The 17,296-nt window shown below is 64.4% G+C and carries 19 protein-coding genes; 6 read left to right on the top strand and 13 right to left on the bottom strand.

Translation table 11 applies throughout. From position 1 onward, the window contains the following. Positions 1–31 precede the first annotated feature (31 nt). The 9 genes from ACIBJI_RS10985 to ACIBJI_RS10945 are packed head-to-tail and all read right to left on the bottom strand — an operon-like array spanning position 32 to position 9,121. Complete coding sequence (locus ACIBJI_RS10985; protein ID WP_396955723.1) at positions 32–1,294, bottom strand: MlaD family protein; 1,263 nt, start codon at positions 1,292–1,294, stop codon at positions 32–34. After that, a complete protein-coding gene (locus ACIBJI_RS10980) occupies positions 1,291–2,376 on the bottom strand; it encodes an MlaD family protein (RefSeq protein WP_396955722.1) in 1,086 nt (361 codons plus the stop codon). The genes ACIBJI_RS10985 and ACIBJI_RS10980 overlap by 4 nt, the downstream gene beginning before the upstream one ends. A 52-nt stretch (positions 2,377–2,428) precedes the next feature. After that, positions 2,429–3,544 (bottom strand): MCE family protein, encoded by a 1,116-nt coding sequence (locus ACIBJI_RS10975; protein WP_364338766.1) that lies wholly within the window; start codon positions 3,542–3,544, stop codon positions 2,429–2,431. After that, positions 3,541–4,593, bottom strand: a complete 1,053-nt coding sequence (locus tag ACIBJI_RS10970; RefSeq protein ID WP_364338764.1) for an MCE family protein — start codon at positions 4,591–4,593, stop codon at positions 3,541–3,543. The genes ACIBJI_RS10975 and ACIBJI_RS10970 overlap by 4 nt, the downstream gene beginning before the upstream one ends. 7 nt (positions 4,594–4,600) lie before the next feature. After that, on the bottom strand, positions 4,601–5,638 hold the full coding sequence (locus ACIBJI_RS10965) for an MCE family protein (RefSeq protein ID WP_364338762.1): 1,038 nt from the start codon (positions 5,636–5,638) through the stop codon (positions 4,601–4,603). Beyond that, positions 5,635–6,945, bottom strand: a complete 1,311-nt coding sequence (locus tag ACIBJI_RS10960; RefSeq protein ID WP_397083916.1) for an MlaD family protein — start codon at positions 6,943–6,945, stop codon at positions 5,635–5,637. Before ACIBJI_RS10960 ends, ACIBJI_RS10965 begins: the two co-directional genes overlap by 4 nt. Positions 6,946–6,948: 3 nt before the next feature. Beyond that, positions 6,949–7,803: an ABC transporter permease gene (locus ACIBJI_RS10955; RefSeq protein WP_364338757.1), complete on the bottom strand. Its 855-nt coding sequence runs from the start codon at positions 7,801–7,803 to the stop codon at positions 6,949–6,951. Then, entirely contained in the window at positions 7,803–8,678 is an 876-nt protein-coding gene (locus tag ACIBJI_RS10950) for an MlaE family ABC transporter permease (RefSeq protein ID WP_396955721.1), read from the bottom strand. The genes ACIBJI_RS10955 and ACIBJI_RS10950 overlap by 1 nt, the downstream gene beginning before the upstream one ends. Positions 8,679–8,686: 8 nt before the next feature. Next, positions 8,687–9,121 (bottom strand): nuclear transport factor 2 family protein, encoded by a 435-nt coding sequence (locus ACIBJI_RS10945; RefSeq protein ID WP_364338755.1) that lies wholly within the window; start codon positions 9,119–9,121, stop codon positions 8,687–8,689. Positions 9,122–9,241: 120 nt separating this feature from the next. On the opposite strand from ACIBJI_RS10945, the gene ACIBJI_RS10940 reads away from it, so the two are divergent. Continuing rightward, positions 9,242–10,108 (top strand): helix-turn-helix domain-containing protein, encoded by an 867-nt coding sequence (locus ACIBJI_RS10940; RefSeq protein WP_397083913.1) that lies wholly within the window; start codon positions 9,242–9,244, stop codon positions 10,106–10,108. 13 nt (positions 10,109–10,121) lie between these two features. Here the strand turns inward: ACIBJI_RS10940 and ACIBJI_RS10935 are convergent, their stop codons facing one another. Both ACIBJI_RS10935 and ACIBJI_RS10930 read right to left on the bottom strand, forming a co-directional pair. Continuing rightward, entirely contained in the window at positions 10,122–10,670 is a 549-nt protein-coding gene (locus ACIBJI_RS10935) for a nuclear transport factor 2 family protein (protein WP_397083911.1), read from the bottom strand. Then, positions 10,667–11,080 carry a nuclear transport factor 2 family protein gene (locus ACIBJI_RS10930; protein ID WP_364338749.1) on the bottom strand — a complete coding sequence of 138 codons (414 nt, stop codon included), beginning with the start codon at positions 11,078–11,080 and terminating at the stop codon, positions 10,667–10,669. Before ACIBJI_RS10930 ends, ACIBJI_RS10935 begins: the two co-directional genes overlap by 4 nt. A 528-nt stretch (positions 11,081–11,608) precedes the next feature. On the opposite strand from ACIBJI_RS10930, the gene ACIBJI_RS10925 reads away from it, so the two are divergent. Next, positions 11,609–13,057 carry an aldehyde dehydrogenase family protein gene (locus ACIBJI_RS10925; RefSeq protein ID WP_364339742.1) on the top strand — a complete coding sequence of 483 codons (1,449 nt, stop codon included), beginning with the start codon at positions 11,609–11,611 and terminating at the stop codon, positions 13,055–13,057. A gap of 132 nt (positions 13,058–13,189) precedes the next feature. Here ACIBJI_RS10925 and ACIBJI_RS10920 read toward each other — a convergent pair whose 3' ends face one another. Beyond that, the gene (locus ACIBJI_RS10920) at positions 13,190–13,564 is read right to left on the bottom strand and encodes a cupin domain-containing protein (protein ID WP_364338747.1); all 375 of its coding nucleotides are present in this window, start codon (positions 13,562–13,564) and stop codon (positions 13,190–13,192) included. 77 nt (positions 13,565–13,641) lie between these two features. Here ACIBJI_RS10920 and ACIBJI_RS10915 point away from each other — a divergent pair, with 77 nt between their 5' ends. The 3 genes from ACIBJI_RS10915 to ACIBJI_RS10905 all read left to right on the top strand — a co-directional run bounded on the left by ACIBJI_RS10915 (position 13,642) and on the right by ACIBJI_RS10905 (position 15,688). After that, positions 13,642–14,112 carry a MarR family winged helix-turn-helix transcriptional regulator gene (locus tag ACIBJI_RS10915; RefSeq protein WP_364338745.1) on the top strand — a complete coding sequence of 157 codons (471 nt, stop codon included), beginning with the start codon at positions 13,642–13,644 and terminating at the stop codon, positions 14,110–14,112. 537 nt (positions 14,113–14,649) lie between these two features. Further along, positions 14,650–15,282 carry a transglycosylase SLT domain-containing protein gene (locus ACIBJI_RS10910; RefSeq protein ID WP_397083909.1) on the top strand — a complete coding sequence of 211 codons (633 nt, stop codon included), beginning with the start codon at positions 14,650–14,652 and terminating at the stop codon, positions 15,280–15,282. Positions 15,283–15,376: 94 nt separating this feature from the next. Then, the gene (locus tag ACIBJI_RS10905; protein ID WP_396955717.1) at positions 15,377–15,688 is read left to right on the top strand and encodes a hypothetical protein; all 312 of its coding nucleotides are present in this window, start codon (positions 15,377–15,379) and stop codon (positions 15,686–15,688) included. A 1-nt stretch (position 15,689) separates the two neighbouring features. Here the strand turns inward: ACIBJI_RS10905 and ACIBJI_RS10900 are convergent, their stop codons facing one another. Further along, positions 15,690–16,154, bottom strand: a complete 465-nt coding sequence (locus ACIBJI_RS10900; RefSeq protein WP_364338739.1) for a MarR family transcriptional regulator — start codon at positions 16,152–16,154, stop codon at positions 15,690–15,692. Between the two features lie 58 nt (positions 16,155–16,212). On the opposite strand from ACIBJI_RS10900, the gene ACIBJI_RS10895 reads away from it, so the two are divergent. After that, positions 16,213–17,190, top strand: a complete 978-nt coding sequence (locus ACIBJI_RS10895) for a pirin family protein (protein ID WP_396955716.1) — start codon at positions 16,213–16,215, stop codon at positions 17,188–17,190. Positions 17,191–17,296 lie beyond the last annotated feature (106 nt).

Genomic DNA, 17,296 nt, shown 5'->3' with positions numbered 1-17,296 from the left:
TCCTGTTCACAATCGTCGTTCCCCCGATGCGCTATCCCCCTTGCACGAATGGACCGCCGTAGGTCTGTGGCACGGTGTACGGCCCGGTCGGTGTCGGGTCCGCGCGCTGCTGTGGATCCACGCCGGGTGGGATGGTCGCCGTGTTGTCGCCGGGCGGCCGGGGCGCGTTCGCCGCGCCACGTGGCATCAGCGACGGGTCGGTATTCGTACACCGGGCGTGCAGATAGGGTTCCGGGGAATCCGGAATGGTGCCTGGGAGGCGCGGCAGGTCGTAGTCGCACGCATACTTCGGGTAGACACTCGCAATGGCCCACACCCCGCCGTCGTGCAGGGCCGAGATGATGGCATCGAGCGTCGAGCCAGTGCGCTGCTGTGGGAAGAAGAATTCTTGCAGCGCCGGCACATGTACGTAGGCCATCTGTGACGTGGTGGCCAGGTTGCCGAGCAGCTGCACCATGGTCGGCGAGTTGTCGGCGATGATCTTGTCCACCGCGGTAAGCGCACCCGGTGTGTTGTCGACCAGGGTCTGATAACCGCCGGTCATCGATCCGACGCCGGCCATCGTCTGTGACAGGTTGGCGGCGGTCGCCTGCAGCCCCGGAGCGACATCACCCAGCGTGATGAGCACTGCCTTGCTGTTGTGCAGTAGCGAAACTGTCTGCGGCAGAACCGAATCCAGGGTCGAAAGCAGGAACATGCCGCCGTCGACGATGGCAGCCAGTTTCTCGGGTGCTGCCGAACTCGCACCGAGTTCGCGCACTATCGCCTCGATCCGGGCCGGATCCAGCTGCGCCAGCGTGCCGCTCATACTGGCGAGCATGGTGGCCAACGTGACCGGTGTGGACGTCCGCTCTTTGGCGACGACGTCGCCGTCGGCTAGATACGGCCCGCTCTCGGATGCGGGCAGGAAGTCCAGATATTGTTCGCCAGCCGCCGACAACGAGGCAACCCGAACCTCGCCGGTACGCGGGATCCGCACACCGGAGCGGATGTCGGCAACGGCGACGACCTTCTCGCCGTCAACGCCCACCGACCGCACGCGGCCAACCCGGACGCCGCGCAGCGTGACGTCCTGACCGGACAGCAGGCCACCGGATTGGGCCAGTTCGATCCGCACCTGGTATTGCGACCGGAACGGATCGAGTTGCAGGGAGCCCAAAAGCAGGTACCCGAGCCCGAGGACAAGTACGAGCAGCAGGCCAAGGCACGAGGTCAGCAGGCGGTGGCGCGAAATTTGCCGCGCCGTGTAAACCAGTGCCCGCGCGGGTGGTTCCAGAATTACGGCTGTGTTCATCGGCCTGGCTCGACTTTTTCTCGCAAGCGGTTGAGGGTGTATTCCAGCGATCCGATGAAATTCACCCAATCGGTCGCGTCCGGCATTCTGGCGCCGGCATCGGCCGGAGTATTCGGATCCGGCAGCGCGCCGATGGCGAGCCGGGCGACATCGACGTTCACGTGCGCCGACGACGCACTCGTCACTTTCATGATCAGCGGGATAAGCCCGATGAGTGCGTCGAGGTTTGCGTCGGGATTGTTTGCTGCGGTGTTCATGCCGTCGGCCAGCAGATTGACCGATTCCATCAAGCTGCGGTCGTTCGTGCCGTTCACCGAGGGGTACCGGGCAATCTGCTGGGTGATCCGGTTCACCTGCCCGACCAGATCGATGATGCCGCGGGTGTTATCGCCGATGACCTGCAGAGCCGGTCCGGCCGCGGCGAGAACGTCGCTGACGTCGGCGCGCTGCGTCGCGATCGTCGCGCTCAGATCACCGGTCGCCGCCAGGATTTCGCGGATCCGGTCGGACCGGGCCGAGAGGTTCTTCACCAATTCCCTGGTCTGCTCGATCATCTCGGCCAGGCGGTCACCACGACCGCCGACGGCTGCGCCGAGGCTGTTGGCCAGGCTGGTGAAGTTCTCGATGGCACCACCGTTGACGAACAAGGCCGCTCTGGTGAGCACTTCCTCGATGGTCGCCGCAGCCGACGTCGACTTCAGCGGAATTCGCGCGCCGTCGCCCAGATCCGGAGCCGCAGGATCCGGCTCGGCGGGCGGGGTAAGTGCGACGAACACGTCACCCATCGGTGTAGCCGAACGCAATTCGGCGGTGGTCTCCGCGGGCAACCGCACACCGGATTTGATCCGCATCACGACCACGGCCGTGTAGTTTTCGGCCTGCATCGACTGGACCTCACCGATATCGGCGCCGTTGAGCCGGACCTTCGCTTTGGCCGGCAGGTTGAGCGCGTTGGCGAAGGTAGCCGTCAAGGAGTAGCTGTCGCCGCCGACGCCCGGCGCCGGTAATGGGAGCTTGTCCAGGGTCACCGAACACGCAGTGGCCGAGCAGGCAGCGGCCGATACCGCCACCACCGCGGTCATGCGGAGAAGGCGTTGTCGCGAACCGAATTTCGTCATAATCGAGTCATCCCTGCTATTTCGGCGGTGCGCCGGCCATGACCGCGAGCATCTGGCCGATACCGAAGTCGGGACCCATATCACGCGCGGTTCCGGTCGCACAGCCGAGCTCCTTCAGCCCCAACAGGTTGCAAACCGTCTTCAGCATCTGGCCGTCGAGGAAGAACCTGTTCAAATCGACCGTGGCGCGCAGTGCGCCGATATTCTGGTCGATAGCGTTGTATGCGTTGTCGGTCACCAGCGGAAAGACGTCGAGAAATTCCGCCAGATTGTCGTTGTAGTCGGCCATGGATTTGGTGATCGTGTTCGAATTCGAAGCCAGCGCCCGCAGATTGCCTTGATTACGCTGCAGCAGATCGGTCATCGCGATGATGATCTGATTCAGTTTCGCCCCGGTGTCCCCGGTTCCCAGGTGCTGGTCGGCGAGAATATCGCTGAGCGTCCGCACACCGGAACCGAATTCGCGCAATGCCTGATCATTGCGGGCCGCGGCCGCGGTCAAGGCATCGAGATTCTGCACGACCGAGGTAACCGCGGCACGGGTCGCGGCCCCGTTGTCCGGTCCGAGCTGCATTGCGCGCGACAGTTCGCTCATCGCGTCGCGCAGATTGTTCCCGTTGTCGGCCACGATCTGCGAGCCGACGTCGAGCAGACCACCGACCGGTCCCTGGCCTTTGCCGTCCCCACCCAGCGAGGTGGACAGTTTGTCGGCCATCGCAAGCAGGCTGTCGAATTCCACCGGGGTCCTGGTTCGATCGGTGGTCAGGACAGTGTGGTCGGCCAGCGTCGGACCGTCGCGATATACCGGAGTGAGTTCTATGTGCCGGTCGGTCAGCACGGAGTCCGACACGACAACCGCCTGGGCATCGGCCGGAATCTTGACCCATTTGTCGATATCCATGGTGACGTCGACGCGCGTCGCCCGCGCCTGGATGTCGACGACTTTGCCGACCCGCATACCGAGTACTGAGACGGCGTTGCCGGTGTACAAGCCATTCGCATTCGCGAACTGCGCGGTAATCGTCATGGAGGTATCGGTCAGCCCGCCGAGCGGGCCGCTGGAACATCCCGCGACCACGGCGCCGATGAGGGCGACGGTCGCCAGCTTCACTCCTCGGATCACGCTATTCATTTGCAGTCCTGGAAGTACGGTTGCTGGTTCACTTGTTTCGCGTATCCGCTCAGTGCGCACATGAAGGAATCGATGAAGGCGCCGTCGGGCGCATTGGCCGCCAGTTCCTGGCCGGACCCCGATGCGTTCGCGAACAACCGCCACGGCACCGGCAGGATCTGCAGGATGTTGCGCAACAGGTCGTCGTGCCCGGCGATCATTGCCGTCATCTGCGTCAGATCGGTGATCAGTTGCTGGATTTCCGGCCCGTCGTCCACCGCGATGGGCTTCAGCTGTTGGACCAGAGTGGTAGCGGCGTTCAGCAGTGCTTCGATGGCCTGCCGCCGAGAAATAATCTGCTCCAATACATTTCGGCCCTGACCGACCATGGCCGCCAGGTCCGCCTGCTGCTCGTGCAGCACGTCGAGCACCTGAGCGGTGCCGTTGAGCAGCGAACCGATCTGGGTGCGGCGATCGGCGATCACCGAGGACAGCGACCTGATGTTGCCGAGGATTTCGGGCATCAACGCAGGTGTACCGCGCAGTTGCTCGGACAAGGTATTCATCGTCTGCGCGACCCGATCGGCATCGATGCTGCTAAAGGTCGTGGTGGCATTCTGCAGCGCGGTTTGCAGGTCGTAGGGCACCTCGGTGCGAGACAGCGCGATCGAATTGCCGCGCAGATGCCCCGACCCGGCGGGGCGGAGTTCTACATAGCGCGACCCGAGCAGCGTCGTCAGTTTGATGGCGGCCCCGGTATCGGATCCCAGTGGTAGGCCGCGGCGCAGCTTCATGGTCACCACCACGTGGTCCCCGGCCAGCCGTGTCCCGGTCACGGTGCCGACCTGGATACCGGCGAGGGTCACCGCATCGCCGGAGCCGACACCTGCGGCCTGCGCGAAGTCGGCCCGGTAGGTCTGCTCACCGAGGTGCAGTGAATTCACGAATACCGTCACCCCGACCACCACCGCGACCACGGTGACCGCGACCAAGCCGATTCCCAGTTTGCTGCGGTCCTCGAGCGGGCAGCCGCGCATCCGCTGCCACACAGTTTTCAGTCGTCGTATCATCGCTGCCTCACCTGCAGATCGCCGAGTTCTCGACTTTGCCGCCGGGGTTGCTCGCCCCGAGAATCGCCCCGAGCAGCGGATCGAATCCGGGCAGCATGCTCACCTGCACATCGCAGGGGTAGGCGTCCACATAGGCGCCGTTGTCGGTAACGCGGGCCATTCCCTTCAGCAGGAACGGCAAATTGAAACCCAGCTCGGCGAACTTCTGCTTGTTGTCCATGAAGTGCTGGGCGAATCCCGGTTGCCGATCGACGAACGCATTGATCGAGGGACTGGCACCGCGCACTACTTCCGCGGCGCGGCTCAGCACACCGGAGATCGAATCGACCTGCTCGAACAGCACATCACGCTGCTGGTCCAGCGCATCGAAGATCCTGCGCGTCTGCTGCAGCACCGTCTTCAGGTTGCCGCTCTGCTTGGACATATCGCCCAGTACCGCACCAAGATTGTCGATCACCTGACCCAGCACCTGGTCCGGCCCCGCGAATGCCTGTGCGAGCGAGGCGGTTTCGGCGATCAAGGTGGTGATCGCACCATCGTCACCCTGCAGTGCCCGCACCACCGCCGCACTGATGTTGTCGACCTGTTGCGGATCGAGCACGCTGAACAGTGGCTCGAATCCGTTGAGCAGCTTCGAAATATCGAACGACGGCTCGGTGTGCTCGACCGGGATCTGCCCACCTGGCGGTAACACCTTCGGATCACCGAATTCCCGCAGCGACAGTCCGATATAGCGCTGCCCGATGAGATTCTGATAGGTGACCGACGCTGCCGTGTTGCCGTACAACACCTGGCCGCGCTGGACCTCGAAGGTCACCTTCGCACGGGTGCCCTCGAGTTCGACGGCTTTTACTCGGCCGACCCGTACCCCGGCCATGCGCACGTCGTCGCGCGCATGCAGTCCCGATACGTCGGTGAAGATCGCGGAGTACGTTTCGGTCTGCCCGCTGACGTCACGTGACAGCGTCACGTACATCATCCAGGTCAGCCCGACCGAGACCACCAGGAACAAGATCAGGCCGAGCAACGGTTTGCGGTAGCTCATCGCGGCTCTCCTGTCGGGGCATCCGGTGCCGGGGTGAGCTTCACGTCGTTGCCCCTTAGTAAGGGGCCGAACAGGATGTCGGCCGCAGTATTGGGCCCGCCGCCGAGAATCGATGCGATCTGCTGCTGCTCCTGACTGCTACCGATCGGACCCACATTTCCCCCGATAGGAGACGAATAATTCGCCGGTGCTGCAGCCGCATTCGGGCCGATGATGGCGGGCCCGCCGACCGGGGCCGTGCGACAACTCGGCCCCTCGAGATCGCCGTAGCGCGGGCAATCGGCGCGTGTGTACTGCCGATGCGGCGTCAGCTCGACGATGACCTTGGCAGTGACGTTCTGATCCGCGGTGTCCCACAGCCCCAGGAACGTCCGGGCCAGCCGGGTCTGCGAAGTGGTCATCTGGACGAAATTGCGACTCCCCACCGCGATAGTGCCGACCACCGGGGACAGCTTCGCGGTCATGTCGGTGATCGTCCCCGTGTTGTTCTCCAATGCCGTGCCGATCGTCGCGGAGGTATTCAGGCCGCCCGTCAGCAAGGTCGCGAGCTGGTCTTTGCGCTCTGCCGCCGCACGCATCGGACCCACCGCGTTGTGCACCGCGCTCATCAGGTCGGGCGCCGAGTTCCGAAGTCCGGCAAGGGCATCCGACAGCGCGCCGAGTGTCGACGCGGTCCCGTCGGGAGCCATCGCCGCATTGAACGCCTCCGAGATCCTGGTCAGTTCAGCACCGGCCCGAATGGCCTCGGCGCCGCGACCGCTGGTGGCGCGTTCGACGACGGCCAAGACCCCGAGCGCCGGATCCGATTCCGAACGCCCTGCGGCGGCGACGATTCGGCTCAGCGCAGTCAAGGATGTCTGCAGCCGGACCGTATCCAGGCTCTGGTCCTCGGGAATGTGCGCGCCCGCGGCGAGCGGTGCACCGCCGCCCTGGTAGACCAGCTGGACCGACGGCACCGCGAACACGTTGCTCGGCACCACACGTGCGGTCACCGTCGCCGGAATCCCCTGCACATATTCGGGTTTCAGATCGATCCGCACGTAATTCGGGCCGCCGCCGCTCGACGGGGTCACACTGTCGACCTGACCGACCAGAACGCCCTGATACTTCACATCCGATTTCGGCGGCAGGCCGTCACCCACATTAACGAGAACCGCCGTAACCAGCACGGTCTCCCGGAATGCGCCTTGCGATCTGGCGACCATCAGGGCAGCGGCCGCCGCGAGGACCAGGAGAAAGGCAGTCCCGCGCAGAAGCAGCTGCCAGTCGGGCAGGACCTTGCCATCGGATTCGAACGCAATCGACATCTGTTACCCACTGATTCTCGCGCCGGCGTCAAAGCCCCACAGCGTCATCGTCATCAGCAGATTCACGAAGATCATCGCGGTGATGCTCGCGCGCATCGCTCGCCCGGCCGCCACGCCGACCCCTTGCGGGCCGCCCGAGGCGTAGAAACCGAAATAGCACTGAATCGTCGTGGTAATGATGACGAAGACGACAGCCTTCGACAGCGAATAGATAATGTCGGTGCCGCTGAGCACCAGGCGGAAATAGTGTTCGTAGGTACCCGGCGACTGGCCGCCGGACAGACCGACAACGATTTCGACGGCCAGGTAGCTGGACGCGAGGCAGGCCAGGTACAGCGGAATCATCGCCACGATCGAGGCCAGCATTCTCGTCGTGACCAGATACGGTATCGGGCGGATCGCTATCGAATCGAGAGCGTCGACCTCCTCCGCGATGCGCATGGATCCCAGCTGCGCGGTGAAGCGGCAGCCCGCCTGCGCGGCGAAGGCGATCGAGGACATGATCGGCGCCAGTTCGCGGGTCACCGCCGTCGAGGCGATCATCCCGGTAGCCGGTGCCATGCCGAGCAGTTTCAGTGCGCTGAAGCCCTCGATGGCGACGATCGCCCCCGCCGCGGCACCGAGCACGAGAACGACCTGCCCGGTTCCGCCGCCCACGACGATGGAGCCGTTTCCCCACGTCACATTCGACAGAATGCGCAGGAACTCCGTGCGATAGTGCCGCAGCACCACCGGAATACCGCCCAGCACACGGCCGAAGAAGGTGACCATGTACCCCAGCCGCATGACCGGAACCGCCATCGTGTTCCCGGCTACTACGAGCGGCCGGATTCCTGGCGGATAGTAGCGCGACGCCATCAGAGCGTCGTCCTCGGAAAGAGGATGGTGTACAACTCGGTGAATCCCGCATTCACCAGCATGAGCATGATGATGGAGGCGACGACGGCGGCGTTGACGGAGTTCGCGACGCCTCCTGGACCACCCTTGGTGCTCAGGCCTTTTTCACACGCGACAACAGTGACGATGACGGCGAACACCACGGCCTTCACCATCGCCAGGTAGAGGTCGCCGATCCTGGCGAAAGAGGAGAACGTAGCCAGATAGCTTCCCGAGGTGCCGCCCTGGACATACACGTTGAATAGGTATCCGGCCAGAAATCCGACGAAGGAGCTCAGAATCGTCAACCCGAGCGCAACCACGATGCCTGCGGCCAAGCGGGGCACCACCAGCATCCGCAGTGGCGAGACGCCCATGACCTCCATCGCGTCGATCTCTTCGCGGATAGTTCGCGCTCCGAGGTCCGCGCAGATGGCGGATCCGACCGCCGAGGCCAACAGAATGGCCGTAACCATGGGCGCCGCCTGCCGGATCACCGCGAGGCCCCCCGCGGCACCAGCCAGCGAGGTCGCCCCGACCTGACCAGCCAACAGCCCGAACAGGATCGACATCGTCGCGCTGATCGGGATCGCGACGGCGATGGTCGGCACGTAGGAGGTCTTGGCCATGAACACCGCCTGGAGCACGAATTCACGGAACGGGAACTTGCCCGTGACGATGTCGACGACCAGGTACTGGATCGCCCGCACGGCCAGGACAACCTGCCCGCCGACGGTCTCCAGGGACGCACCGGGATGACGGCGCAGATATCCGCGTGCCCACAGCTCGATCTCACGGACCGCCGACCGCTCGGCGATCTCGCCCGAAGTCACCGGCGTCTTTGCCCGTGCCATCATGAATGCCTCTATCTCTCTGTGGTGCCGGACTCTTCGGTGATCAGCCGGGTCAAGGTGAGCGAGGCGAGTTTCCAGTCATCGTGGCGTCGTACCCAGCGTTCGTGGTAGTGCCCGTATCCGGTCAGTGCCGTCCCGTTGTTCCATACGATGCGGTCCTGCATGGCCCAGATGACGCGGGCCTCGTCGCCGTCCGCATCGATCAGCGGCGTGTGCACCTGGTGGGCAGTGCGAGCGCCGGTCAGCGCGGTGCGAATCATCGCGACAGCGTTGTCGCGCCCGGTGATGACGGGGACGCCGGTCTTGCTGTGGCTGACGTCCAGTTCGATGTCCGGGGTCATCAGGTCGGTGAGAGCCGCCCAGTCCTGGGTGTCGACAGCCAGGCAATAATGCGCTTTTGCCTGCGTCAGTTGGTGGACGGTGATGAGAATGTCCGGTGTGGGCATTGATGCTTTTCTCTCGGTTTGCGTCGCGAGTCACCCTCAGGTACTGTTATCGAATATTCGATAACTTCTATCAAATTCTCGATGGGTTCGACCGTAAGGCAGAGCGGGAAGGGAGTCAAGATGCGTGGTGCGATATCGGCACCGACCGCGCGTGTCATCGACGTTGTGGAGTTGCTGGCACGTCGCGGCAATGAGCGGCTCCGCTACAGCGACATCGCACGCGAATTGGACCTGACACTGGCCACCACGCATGCGATCTTGAAGACCCTGTGCGATCGCGGATGGGTTACCCGCGACCCGGCGGGGAAGGCCTACGCACTCGGTCCCGGGCTCGCCGTCGTCGCGGCGGCAGTGAATACGCGCCCGTTCGTCGAGGCCGCGCGAGCCGCCGCGGTCGCGCTTACGGCCGAATTCGGTTATGCCGCATCGGTCACCGAGAAGATCGTCGACTCGTTGGTGATCACCGCGTTCGAAGGCGGTGAGCGAGCGTGGCCAGGTGATCGCATTCCCTACGCGCCACCGTTCGGCGCCGTGTTCGCCGCTTGGGACACCGCCGAGGAGCGCCGCGCCTGGATCCAGCGGGCCGCATCCACGAATACGGCGATCGCCGAACGGCTGAACGAGACGCTGGTCCGGATCCGCGACCGCGGATTCGATGTGGACTACACCTCGCCCGCCATCGGGCGAGCCGCGAGCCTCATCGGCACGCTCGACACCGGCACGATCGCGCTCCCATCGAATATCCAAGGGACTCTCGATCAACTGCGCGTGGAATTCACCACGCTCGGATTTCCGGAGGTCAACTCCGGTCGGCCCCACCCGGTTTCCGCCATCACCGCGCCGGTCCTCGACTCGCAAGGACACGCGGCGCTGCTGCTCTCGGTCCACCCCCTCGGCGAACTCCCGCCGGAGCAGACCGAAACCATCGGCCACCACCTGATCCGGATGACGACCGCGATCACCGACGGCGCCCGGTCGCACGCTTGACCGGGTGGTGTCCTCACATGCCGAACAGTTTCCCCTCGGTGAGTGGGTCGAGGTAGAGGCGGGTGAGTTTGGAGCTTTTGATGCGCCAGCGCTCACCGTCGAATGCGTAGGTTTCGTGGTAGTGCCCGAATCCGACGACTCGGATATTGCCGGGAAAGATCAGTAGATCCTGCAGCGCCCACACCCCGGTCGCGGTGGTCGGCGACTGCACCTCGATTTCGGGCATGTGCCCGTGATGGACGGTCCGGGCGGGACCGATGGTGGCCTGGAGATAAGCGATGAAGGTGTCCGCGCCGGTGGTGATGATGCCGGCCGAGCCAGTCGTGTCGATCACGACATCGGGGGTTACCTGCTGTTTGAGCAACTCCCAGTCCTTGGTATCCACGGCCCGGAAATAGCGCGCCTTGACCTGTTTGATCGCGGAGACAGCCGCTACCACGGTCGCGGCGTCCGGTGCCGCCGCGGCAACCGGGTCCGCGGACACGCGTGTCGCCCTCGCTCCCGCGAGACCGAGGGCGGCGGCCCCGGTTCCGATGAGGAAAGCTCGCCGCGTGTACGTCATGACTGATCTTCTTGCAGGCCAGTCGATTTGATGCTCGTGATCACCCATCGGCCGTCACGAATGCCGTAGGTATCGTGATCGTGGCCGAATGCCAGCAGGCGTTTGCCGTCCGGGCGGACCAGCAGTACCTGCACCGCCCATGTTCCGGTCGCCGCACCTGCGGCGGTGATCGTGATTTCGGGCATGTGTCCGTGATGAACGGTCACCGTTGTGCCGTAATCACGTTGCAGCGCAGCCACATAATTCGACGCACCCGTGACACTGGTACCGCCGAGCGCCGTGGTGTCCACGTCGATGTCATTGGCGAGGACGGACCCGAGTGTCGACCAATCCTTGGTGTCGAAACCGCGGAAATAGCGCGCCTTGAGCGACTCGATCGTATTGATCGCCTGCAATGTATCCGGATCCACCGCTGCCCCACATCTTCCTCGTTGTCGACGATCGCGACCGCAGCACCGTCGTGAAGAATTCCAGCGGCAGAGCATGCGGCAATTTTATCTAATACTCGATAATATTCATCGAATAGTTGGCAGAACCATATGCTCGCGGCGAAAACGCGTCAAGCCGAACTGCATGCTCGCCCGATCCCGAAACAGGGCGCCGATAAGTCACGGAAGCCCACGCCACGACTCCCCTGCCGACGGCTCGTGCTCGACGAGCACCGTGCGGTGGGCTGCGCCCACGCTGGCGCCGGTCAGCACCTACGGTGCTGGACGCCTTCTAGTTAAGCGCGTAACCTACGTCGCGTACGACGACCACGAGACCCTGACCTCGAGACGCAGGGCCCATCTCGAACTAACGGTCGGCGCCGGCCCAAGTCCTGCCGGCGGCGGCACGCGGCCAGATTCTTCCTGTGCTTGCACAGCAAAGGGTTCTCAACAACTGGAGGCACCGGCGCTTCTCCGTGTAGGAGCGGCTCGGCGAAAGGATGCGGAACATTGAGTAGCACGATCGACGTCGATCCTGCGGTCGAAAGCCCTAGCTCGGGGATCATCCCGGTATTCGACCCGTCCACCGAGGAGCTGATCGCGGAGGTCGTCGATTCCGACCAGGCGACCGTCGACGCTGCGGTGGCCCGGGCACGCGAAACATTCGAGTCGGGCGTCTGGCGCAAGCTGCCCGCCGCGCACCGCGCGGAGGTGCTCTTCCGCGCTGCGGACATCATCAGGGCCCGCACCGACGAGCTCGCTGCGATCGAGGCCCGTGACAACGGCATGAACGCGATGGCCGCGCGTCAGATCATCAAGGTGTCGCTCGAGATGCTGGTGTACTACGCAGGCTGGGTCGGCAAGATCCACGGCGAGTCGAGCAATCTCGTGTCCGACGGACTACTCGGCCACTTCGAGAACTACCACACTTTCACTCAGCTCGAGCCGGTCGGCGTCGTCGGCCTCATCATCCCCTGGAACGGGCCGTTCTTCGTCGCGATGCTCAAGGTCGCGCCCGCCCTCGCGGCGGGCTGCAGCGCTGTCCTCAAGCCCGCCGAGGAGACGCCGCTCACCGCGCTGAAGCTGGAGGAGATCTTTCGCGAGGCCGGTCTGCCCGACGGCGTCCTGAATGTCATCACCGGCTACGGCGAGACCACAGGTGCGGCGCTCACTGCGCACCCGGACGTCGACAAGATCGCGTTCACCGGGTCGACGGAGGTCGGACGGTTGATCGTCAAGGCGGCCGCCGGCAACCTCAAGCGCCTGACGCTCGAGCTCGGTGGCAAGTCACCGCTGATCATGTTCGACGACGCCAATCTGGACAAGGCGATCATGGGGGCCGGCATGGGCCTGCTCGCCGGCTCGGGCCAGAACTGCTCCTGCACCTCGCGCATCTACGTTCAGCGCGGCATCTACGAACAGGTCGTGGACGGTCTCGCCGCCTTCGCCAAGATGCTGCCGATGGGCGGAAGCGATGATCCCAACTCGGTCCTCGGGCCGCTGATCAGCGAGAAGCAGCGCCAGCGCGTGGAAGGCATCGTGAACGACGGCGTGGCCGCCGGCGCGCAGGTGGTGACCGGCGGCCAGGTGATGGACCGCCGCGGCTACTTCTATGAGGCGACGATTGTCACCGGCACCACGCCCGACATGCGTCTCATCCGCGAGGAGATTTTCGGGCCGGTCGGCTCGGTGATCCCGTTCGACGACGAGGACGAGGTCATTGCCGCCGCGAACGACACGGAGTACGGGCTCGCCGGCTCCATCTGGACCGAAAACCTCGGCCGCGCACATCGCGTCGTGAACGAGCTACGCGCCGGCCAGATCTGGGTGAACTCCGCACTCGCGGCGGATCCCTCGATGCCGATCTGCGGCCATAAGCAGTCGGGTTGGGGCGGCGAGCGTGGCAAGAAGGGCATCGAGTCCTACTACAACATCAAGTCGGTCTACATCGGCCACTGAGAGCGGTCGCCCCCGGGAGAATCCGGACACCCAACACCCTTTCGGTCGAGGATCTCGGATTGTGATTCGAGGAGTCCGGGTGGGTTGCGGCGATTGCGTGTGGTGGGAACCCTCGGCTTTCCACCTACACCATCAGGCGACCCAGGGCGGGTTGATGACGGTTCCGTCGGGCAGCTGACCGCGGAATCCGACCGGGACCGTCACGACGATTACGGCCGGCTCGGCGGCCGAATTCGTCAGGGCGATCATCGAATTCGCGGGCGCCACTGCGGCGTCACCGGCCACCAGGGCCTCCGCCTGCCCGTCGATTGTGATCGTCACCGCACCCTGGATGACCACGAACGCCTCTTCGCGCAGCACCTTGTGCGGCACGCCTTCGGTGTGGGCCGACACCTGGATCTGCCAGACGCAGAGTTCGGCGCTGCCGGTGCCAGGACGGATGTAAGAGGTGAATCGAGTGCCGTGCATTTCGTGGACCTCGGCGTCGGCGGCACGGGTCACTGGCATGTCTGAACTCCTTCATTTGGTCAAGTTGGTTGACTATATAGTCAACCAACTTGCCTATCTGTGTCAAGATGTCAGCCATGTCGAATCCGAAACCCGCTTCGACCCTGCGGCCCGGCCAGGACCTCGCCCTGCTGTTGCTGGCCGCAGGAGCCGCCGCCACGGATGCCATTCATGCAGGAGTGGTCGCGGCCGGGTTCACCGATGTGCGGCCGACGCACGGGTTCGCCTTCGTGCGACTGGCGCCGAACGGGGCGACGGTTGGCGAGTTGGCCGAACATCTCGAAGTGACCAAGCAGGCGGCCAGTCAGCTGGTGGACGAACTCGTGCGCAAGGGTTACGTCGAGCGCAACGCACATCCCGACGATGCGCGCGCACGGTTGATCACACTCACCGCGAAGGGGTGGGCCTGCACGCGCGCGGCCGATGCTGCCGCGGCTGAATTCGCCGACCGGTGGGCATCCGTTTTGGGCGATTCCAAGGTGGCCGAATTGCGTAACATTTTGACCCGCGTGGTAGCCCCCGGACGGGTCCGCCCGGCCTCTTGGTGACCAAATCGAGACAAAGTGGCCTGCGTTACCCTGAAATTTCCGTGACCTGCGTCACATCAGGTTTAGCAGCAAACTCCCCGCATAGAGGGGGTTTCAAGGAGCCCGACCAGGGCTTTCCAAGATCGGCAACCCCCGCCATTCACTATTCGTTCATGTTGCGTTAACCGGCCGTGACCAAGCTGAGACCAGGTCAGAAACAGACCTGCAGTTTGGTAACACTGTGGAGCAATCCACACACAGTCGGAAAACGACCGCAACGGCAGATGGGTTTCATCCGCCGCGGTTGCTGGAGATACCAGCGGCACAACAGCCCGTGACCGCATTCTCCTCGCTCGACAGCGGCACCCGCCGGGAACCGACCACGGGTGACTCGCACCGCGTCGTGCGCCAGGGCTCGCCTGGCCTTCACAACAAAACCCGAAAACAGCATACGAACCGATTCAGGCGGGCCTTCCCACCGGGTGCCCCGTCGGAGATCCGCACTGCCTCAACCGGGCCGGATCGCCTCTCTGGACACGACAAGGAACTGATTTCGAAATGCTCGACAAACGCCTCCCTTCTTTCCGCCGCCTTTCACTGCGTGACGGTGTCACCCTGGCAGTGGCCGCGGCCGGTGTCATCGCCGTCGGCACCTCCTCCGTAGTCGCGCTGGCCGACGACAGCGTTCCGTCGCGCATTGCCATGGTCTCCGAGCAGCAGCCGGGCCCCGTGGCCGCGCCGGTCGACGCGGCCGCTCCGGCTCCCGCGGTCACGCCGGTCGACGCCCCGATCCTCCCGGGTCTGCCCGCGCTGCCCGAGCTGCCGCAGATTCCGGGGCTGCCCCTGCCGCCGCCCCCGGCCCCGGTCTACGAGGACAACCTCGACGGCTGGATCCACCACGCCCTCGACATCATGGCAGGACAGGGCATCCCGGGTAGCTACAACGGCATCTACCGCAACGTCATGCGCGAATCGGGCGGCAACCCGCAGGCCATCAACCTCTGGGACTCCAACGCCGCCAAGGGCATTCCGTCCAAGGGCCTGCTCCAGGTGATCGACCCGACCTTCAACGCCTACCACGTCGAGGGTACCGCCTGGGACATCTGGGACCCGGTCGCCAACATCACTGCCGCCTGCAACTACGCGGCCCACCGTTACGGCTCGATGGATAACGTCAACTCGGCGTACTGATCCGCAACTGCTGAACAATGCCTCCCCGCCCGACGGCGGGGAGGCATTGTCGTAGGGTCGACCAGGACCGACCACCACCGATGCGGATTCCGCCATGACCGATTACGCCCACTCCGACCACGCGTCGAAGAGCCGCGCCGAGAAGGCGCGCCGCCTCGCCACCTATATCTGGGATCGCGGCATCACCGGAACGGAACTGCTGGATATGCCGGCGGCGGTCCGCCGGAAGCTGGCGCGTGCGGCCGAGACGAATCCGCCGAGCACCGACGAGACCTGGACGACCGTGGCGAAGCTGCTCGAGGAGAAGGACACCTGGGCCGCCCGGAATCCGAATCATCCTGCGGCACAGCGCAATAGTAGCGACGAGAAGCTGCTGTGGGTGAAGCCGCCGATCGCACCGTGGTGATTCAGTAACCGAGTTCGGACTCGCTCTCGGCCTCGACGACCACCTTGTCGGCCAGCGATCGCAGCGCACGCGCCTCGGCGGGTGTCATCGGATCGACGAACATCCGACGCACCAATTCGACATGGTTCGGGGCCGCCTTCTCGAGCACCTTGCGTCCCTCGGGTGTGAGTTCGACCAGAATCCCCCTGGCGTCGTCCTCAGCTGGGCGACGGTCGACGAGTCCGCGAGCGGCCATGCGCGCCAAGTGTTTCGAGAGCCTGCTCTTCTCCCAGCAGACCTCGGCGGCCAATTCCTTGGCGCGCAGACAGCCGCCGGGCGCGGCCGACAGCGGCACCAGGAGTTCGTAGTCGGCGGTAGACAGTCCGTCCCGGGCCAGCCCGGCCGATAGCGTCGCATCCAGGCGCTGGCGCAGCCGGATGAAGGCCTGCCAGGTCTGCTGCTCGTCATCGTTCAACCAACGCACCACGGGAATGATCCTAGCCAATGTTTGGTTGACATGGACACCAACTATTCAGGAGGTGCCCATGCCAGCCATCACCGTCCCCGACATCGTGGTGCTGCCGCGCCTGCCCCGACCCACGGATTCGACGCGGGAACGGCAGGTGAGCAGCATCAGCACCGCACATCAGCAGCGCGAAGGCGCCGGCTTCGAGGTGCGCAGGCCGTTCCCGAGCATGGATCTGCGCTCGGCAGATCCGTTCATCCTGCTCGACCAGATGGGTCCGGTCGCCTATGAGCCCTACGAAGCCAAGGGCGCGCCGTGGCATCCGCATCGCGGCTTCGAGACCGTCACCTACGTCATGGACGGCACCATGGTGCATCACGATTCCAATGGCGGCGGTGGCGTCATCAGCGAGGGCGATACCCAGTGGATGACGGCCGGTTCCGGCATCCTGCACGATGAACTGCCCGCCGAGGAATTGGTCATCGCGGGCGGCTGGTTCCACGGCATCCAACTGTGGGTCAATCTGCCGCGCGCGCAGAAGATGGCCACACCGCGCTACCAGGATCTGCGCGGCAGTGAATTGACGCTGGTCAGTTCGCACGACGGTGGGGCACTGGTGCGCATTATCGCGGGCGAGATGGGCGGCTTCGCGGGGCCGGGTTCGACCTATACCCCGATCGCCTACGCCCACGCCTCCATCACCCCGGGCGGCCAGCTGGAAACCCCATGGCCGCAACGGTTTACCGCGATGGCGTACGTACTTTCCGGCAGCGGAACAGTGGGCGCCGAGCGCCGGCCGATCAGCGAAGGTCAACTCGCGGTATTCGGTCCCGGCGACTCGATCACCGTCGCTGCGGATGCCCTGCAACACAACCGAACCGGCAACCTGGAGGTACTGCTGCTCGGCGGCCTGCCGATCAAAGAGCCTGTGGTGCAATACGGTCCGTTCGTCATGAACACCCGCGCCGAAATCATCCAGGCAATGGAGGATTACCAGGCCGGACGCATGGGCAATATCCCGGCCGAACATCTGGTAGGCAGGCGTTTGGGCGAATAACGGAAGTAGGGGCGTTGTCCCCTAATGCCCCTAATTGTTTTGCTGCGCAGTTGACAAGTACGCGGCCCGTCACAACAGTGGATGCGGCGTCTCCCCCTGGACGCTA

Source organism: Nocardia sp. NPDC050408 (genome assembly GCF_044458905.1).
In the GTDB taxonomy this organism is placed as follows: Bacteria; Actinomycetota; Actinomycetes; order Mycobacteriales; family Mycobacteriaceae; genus Nocardia.
The sequence above is the reverse complement of the archived record's forward strand: the minus strand, read 5'-3'. Positions and strand labels throughout refer to the sequence as shown.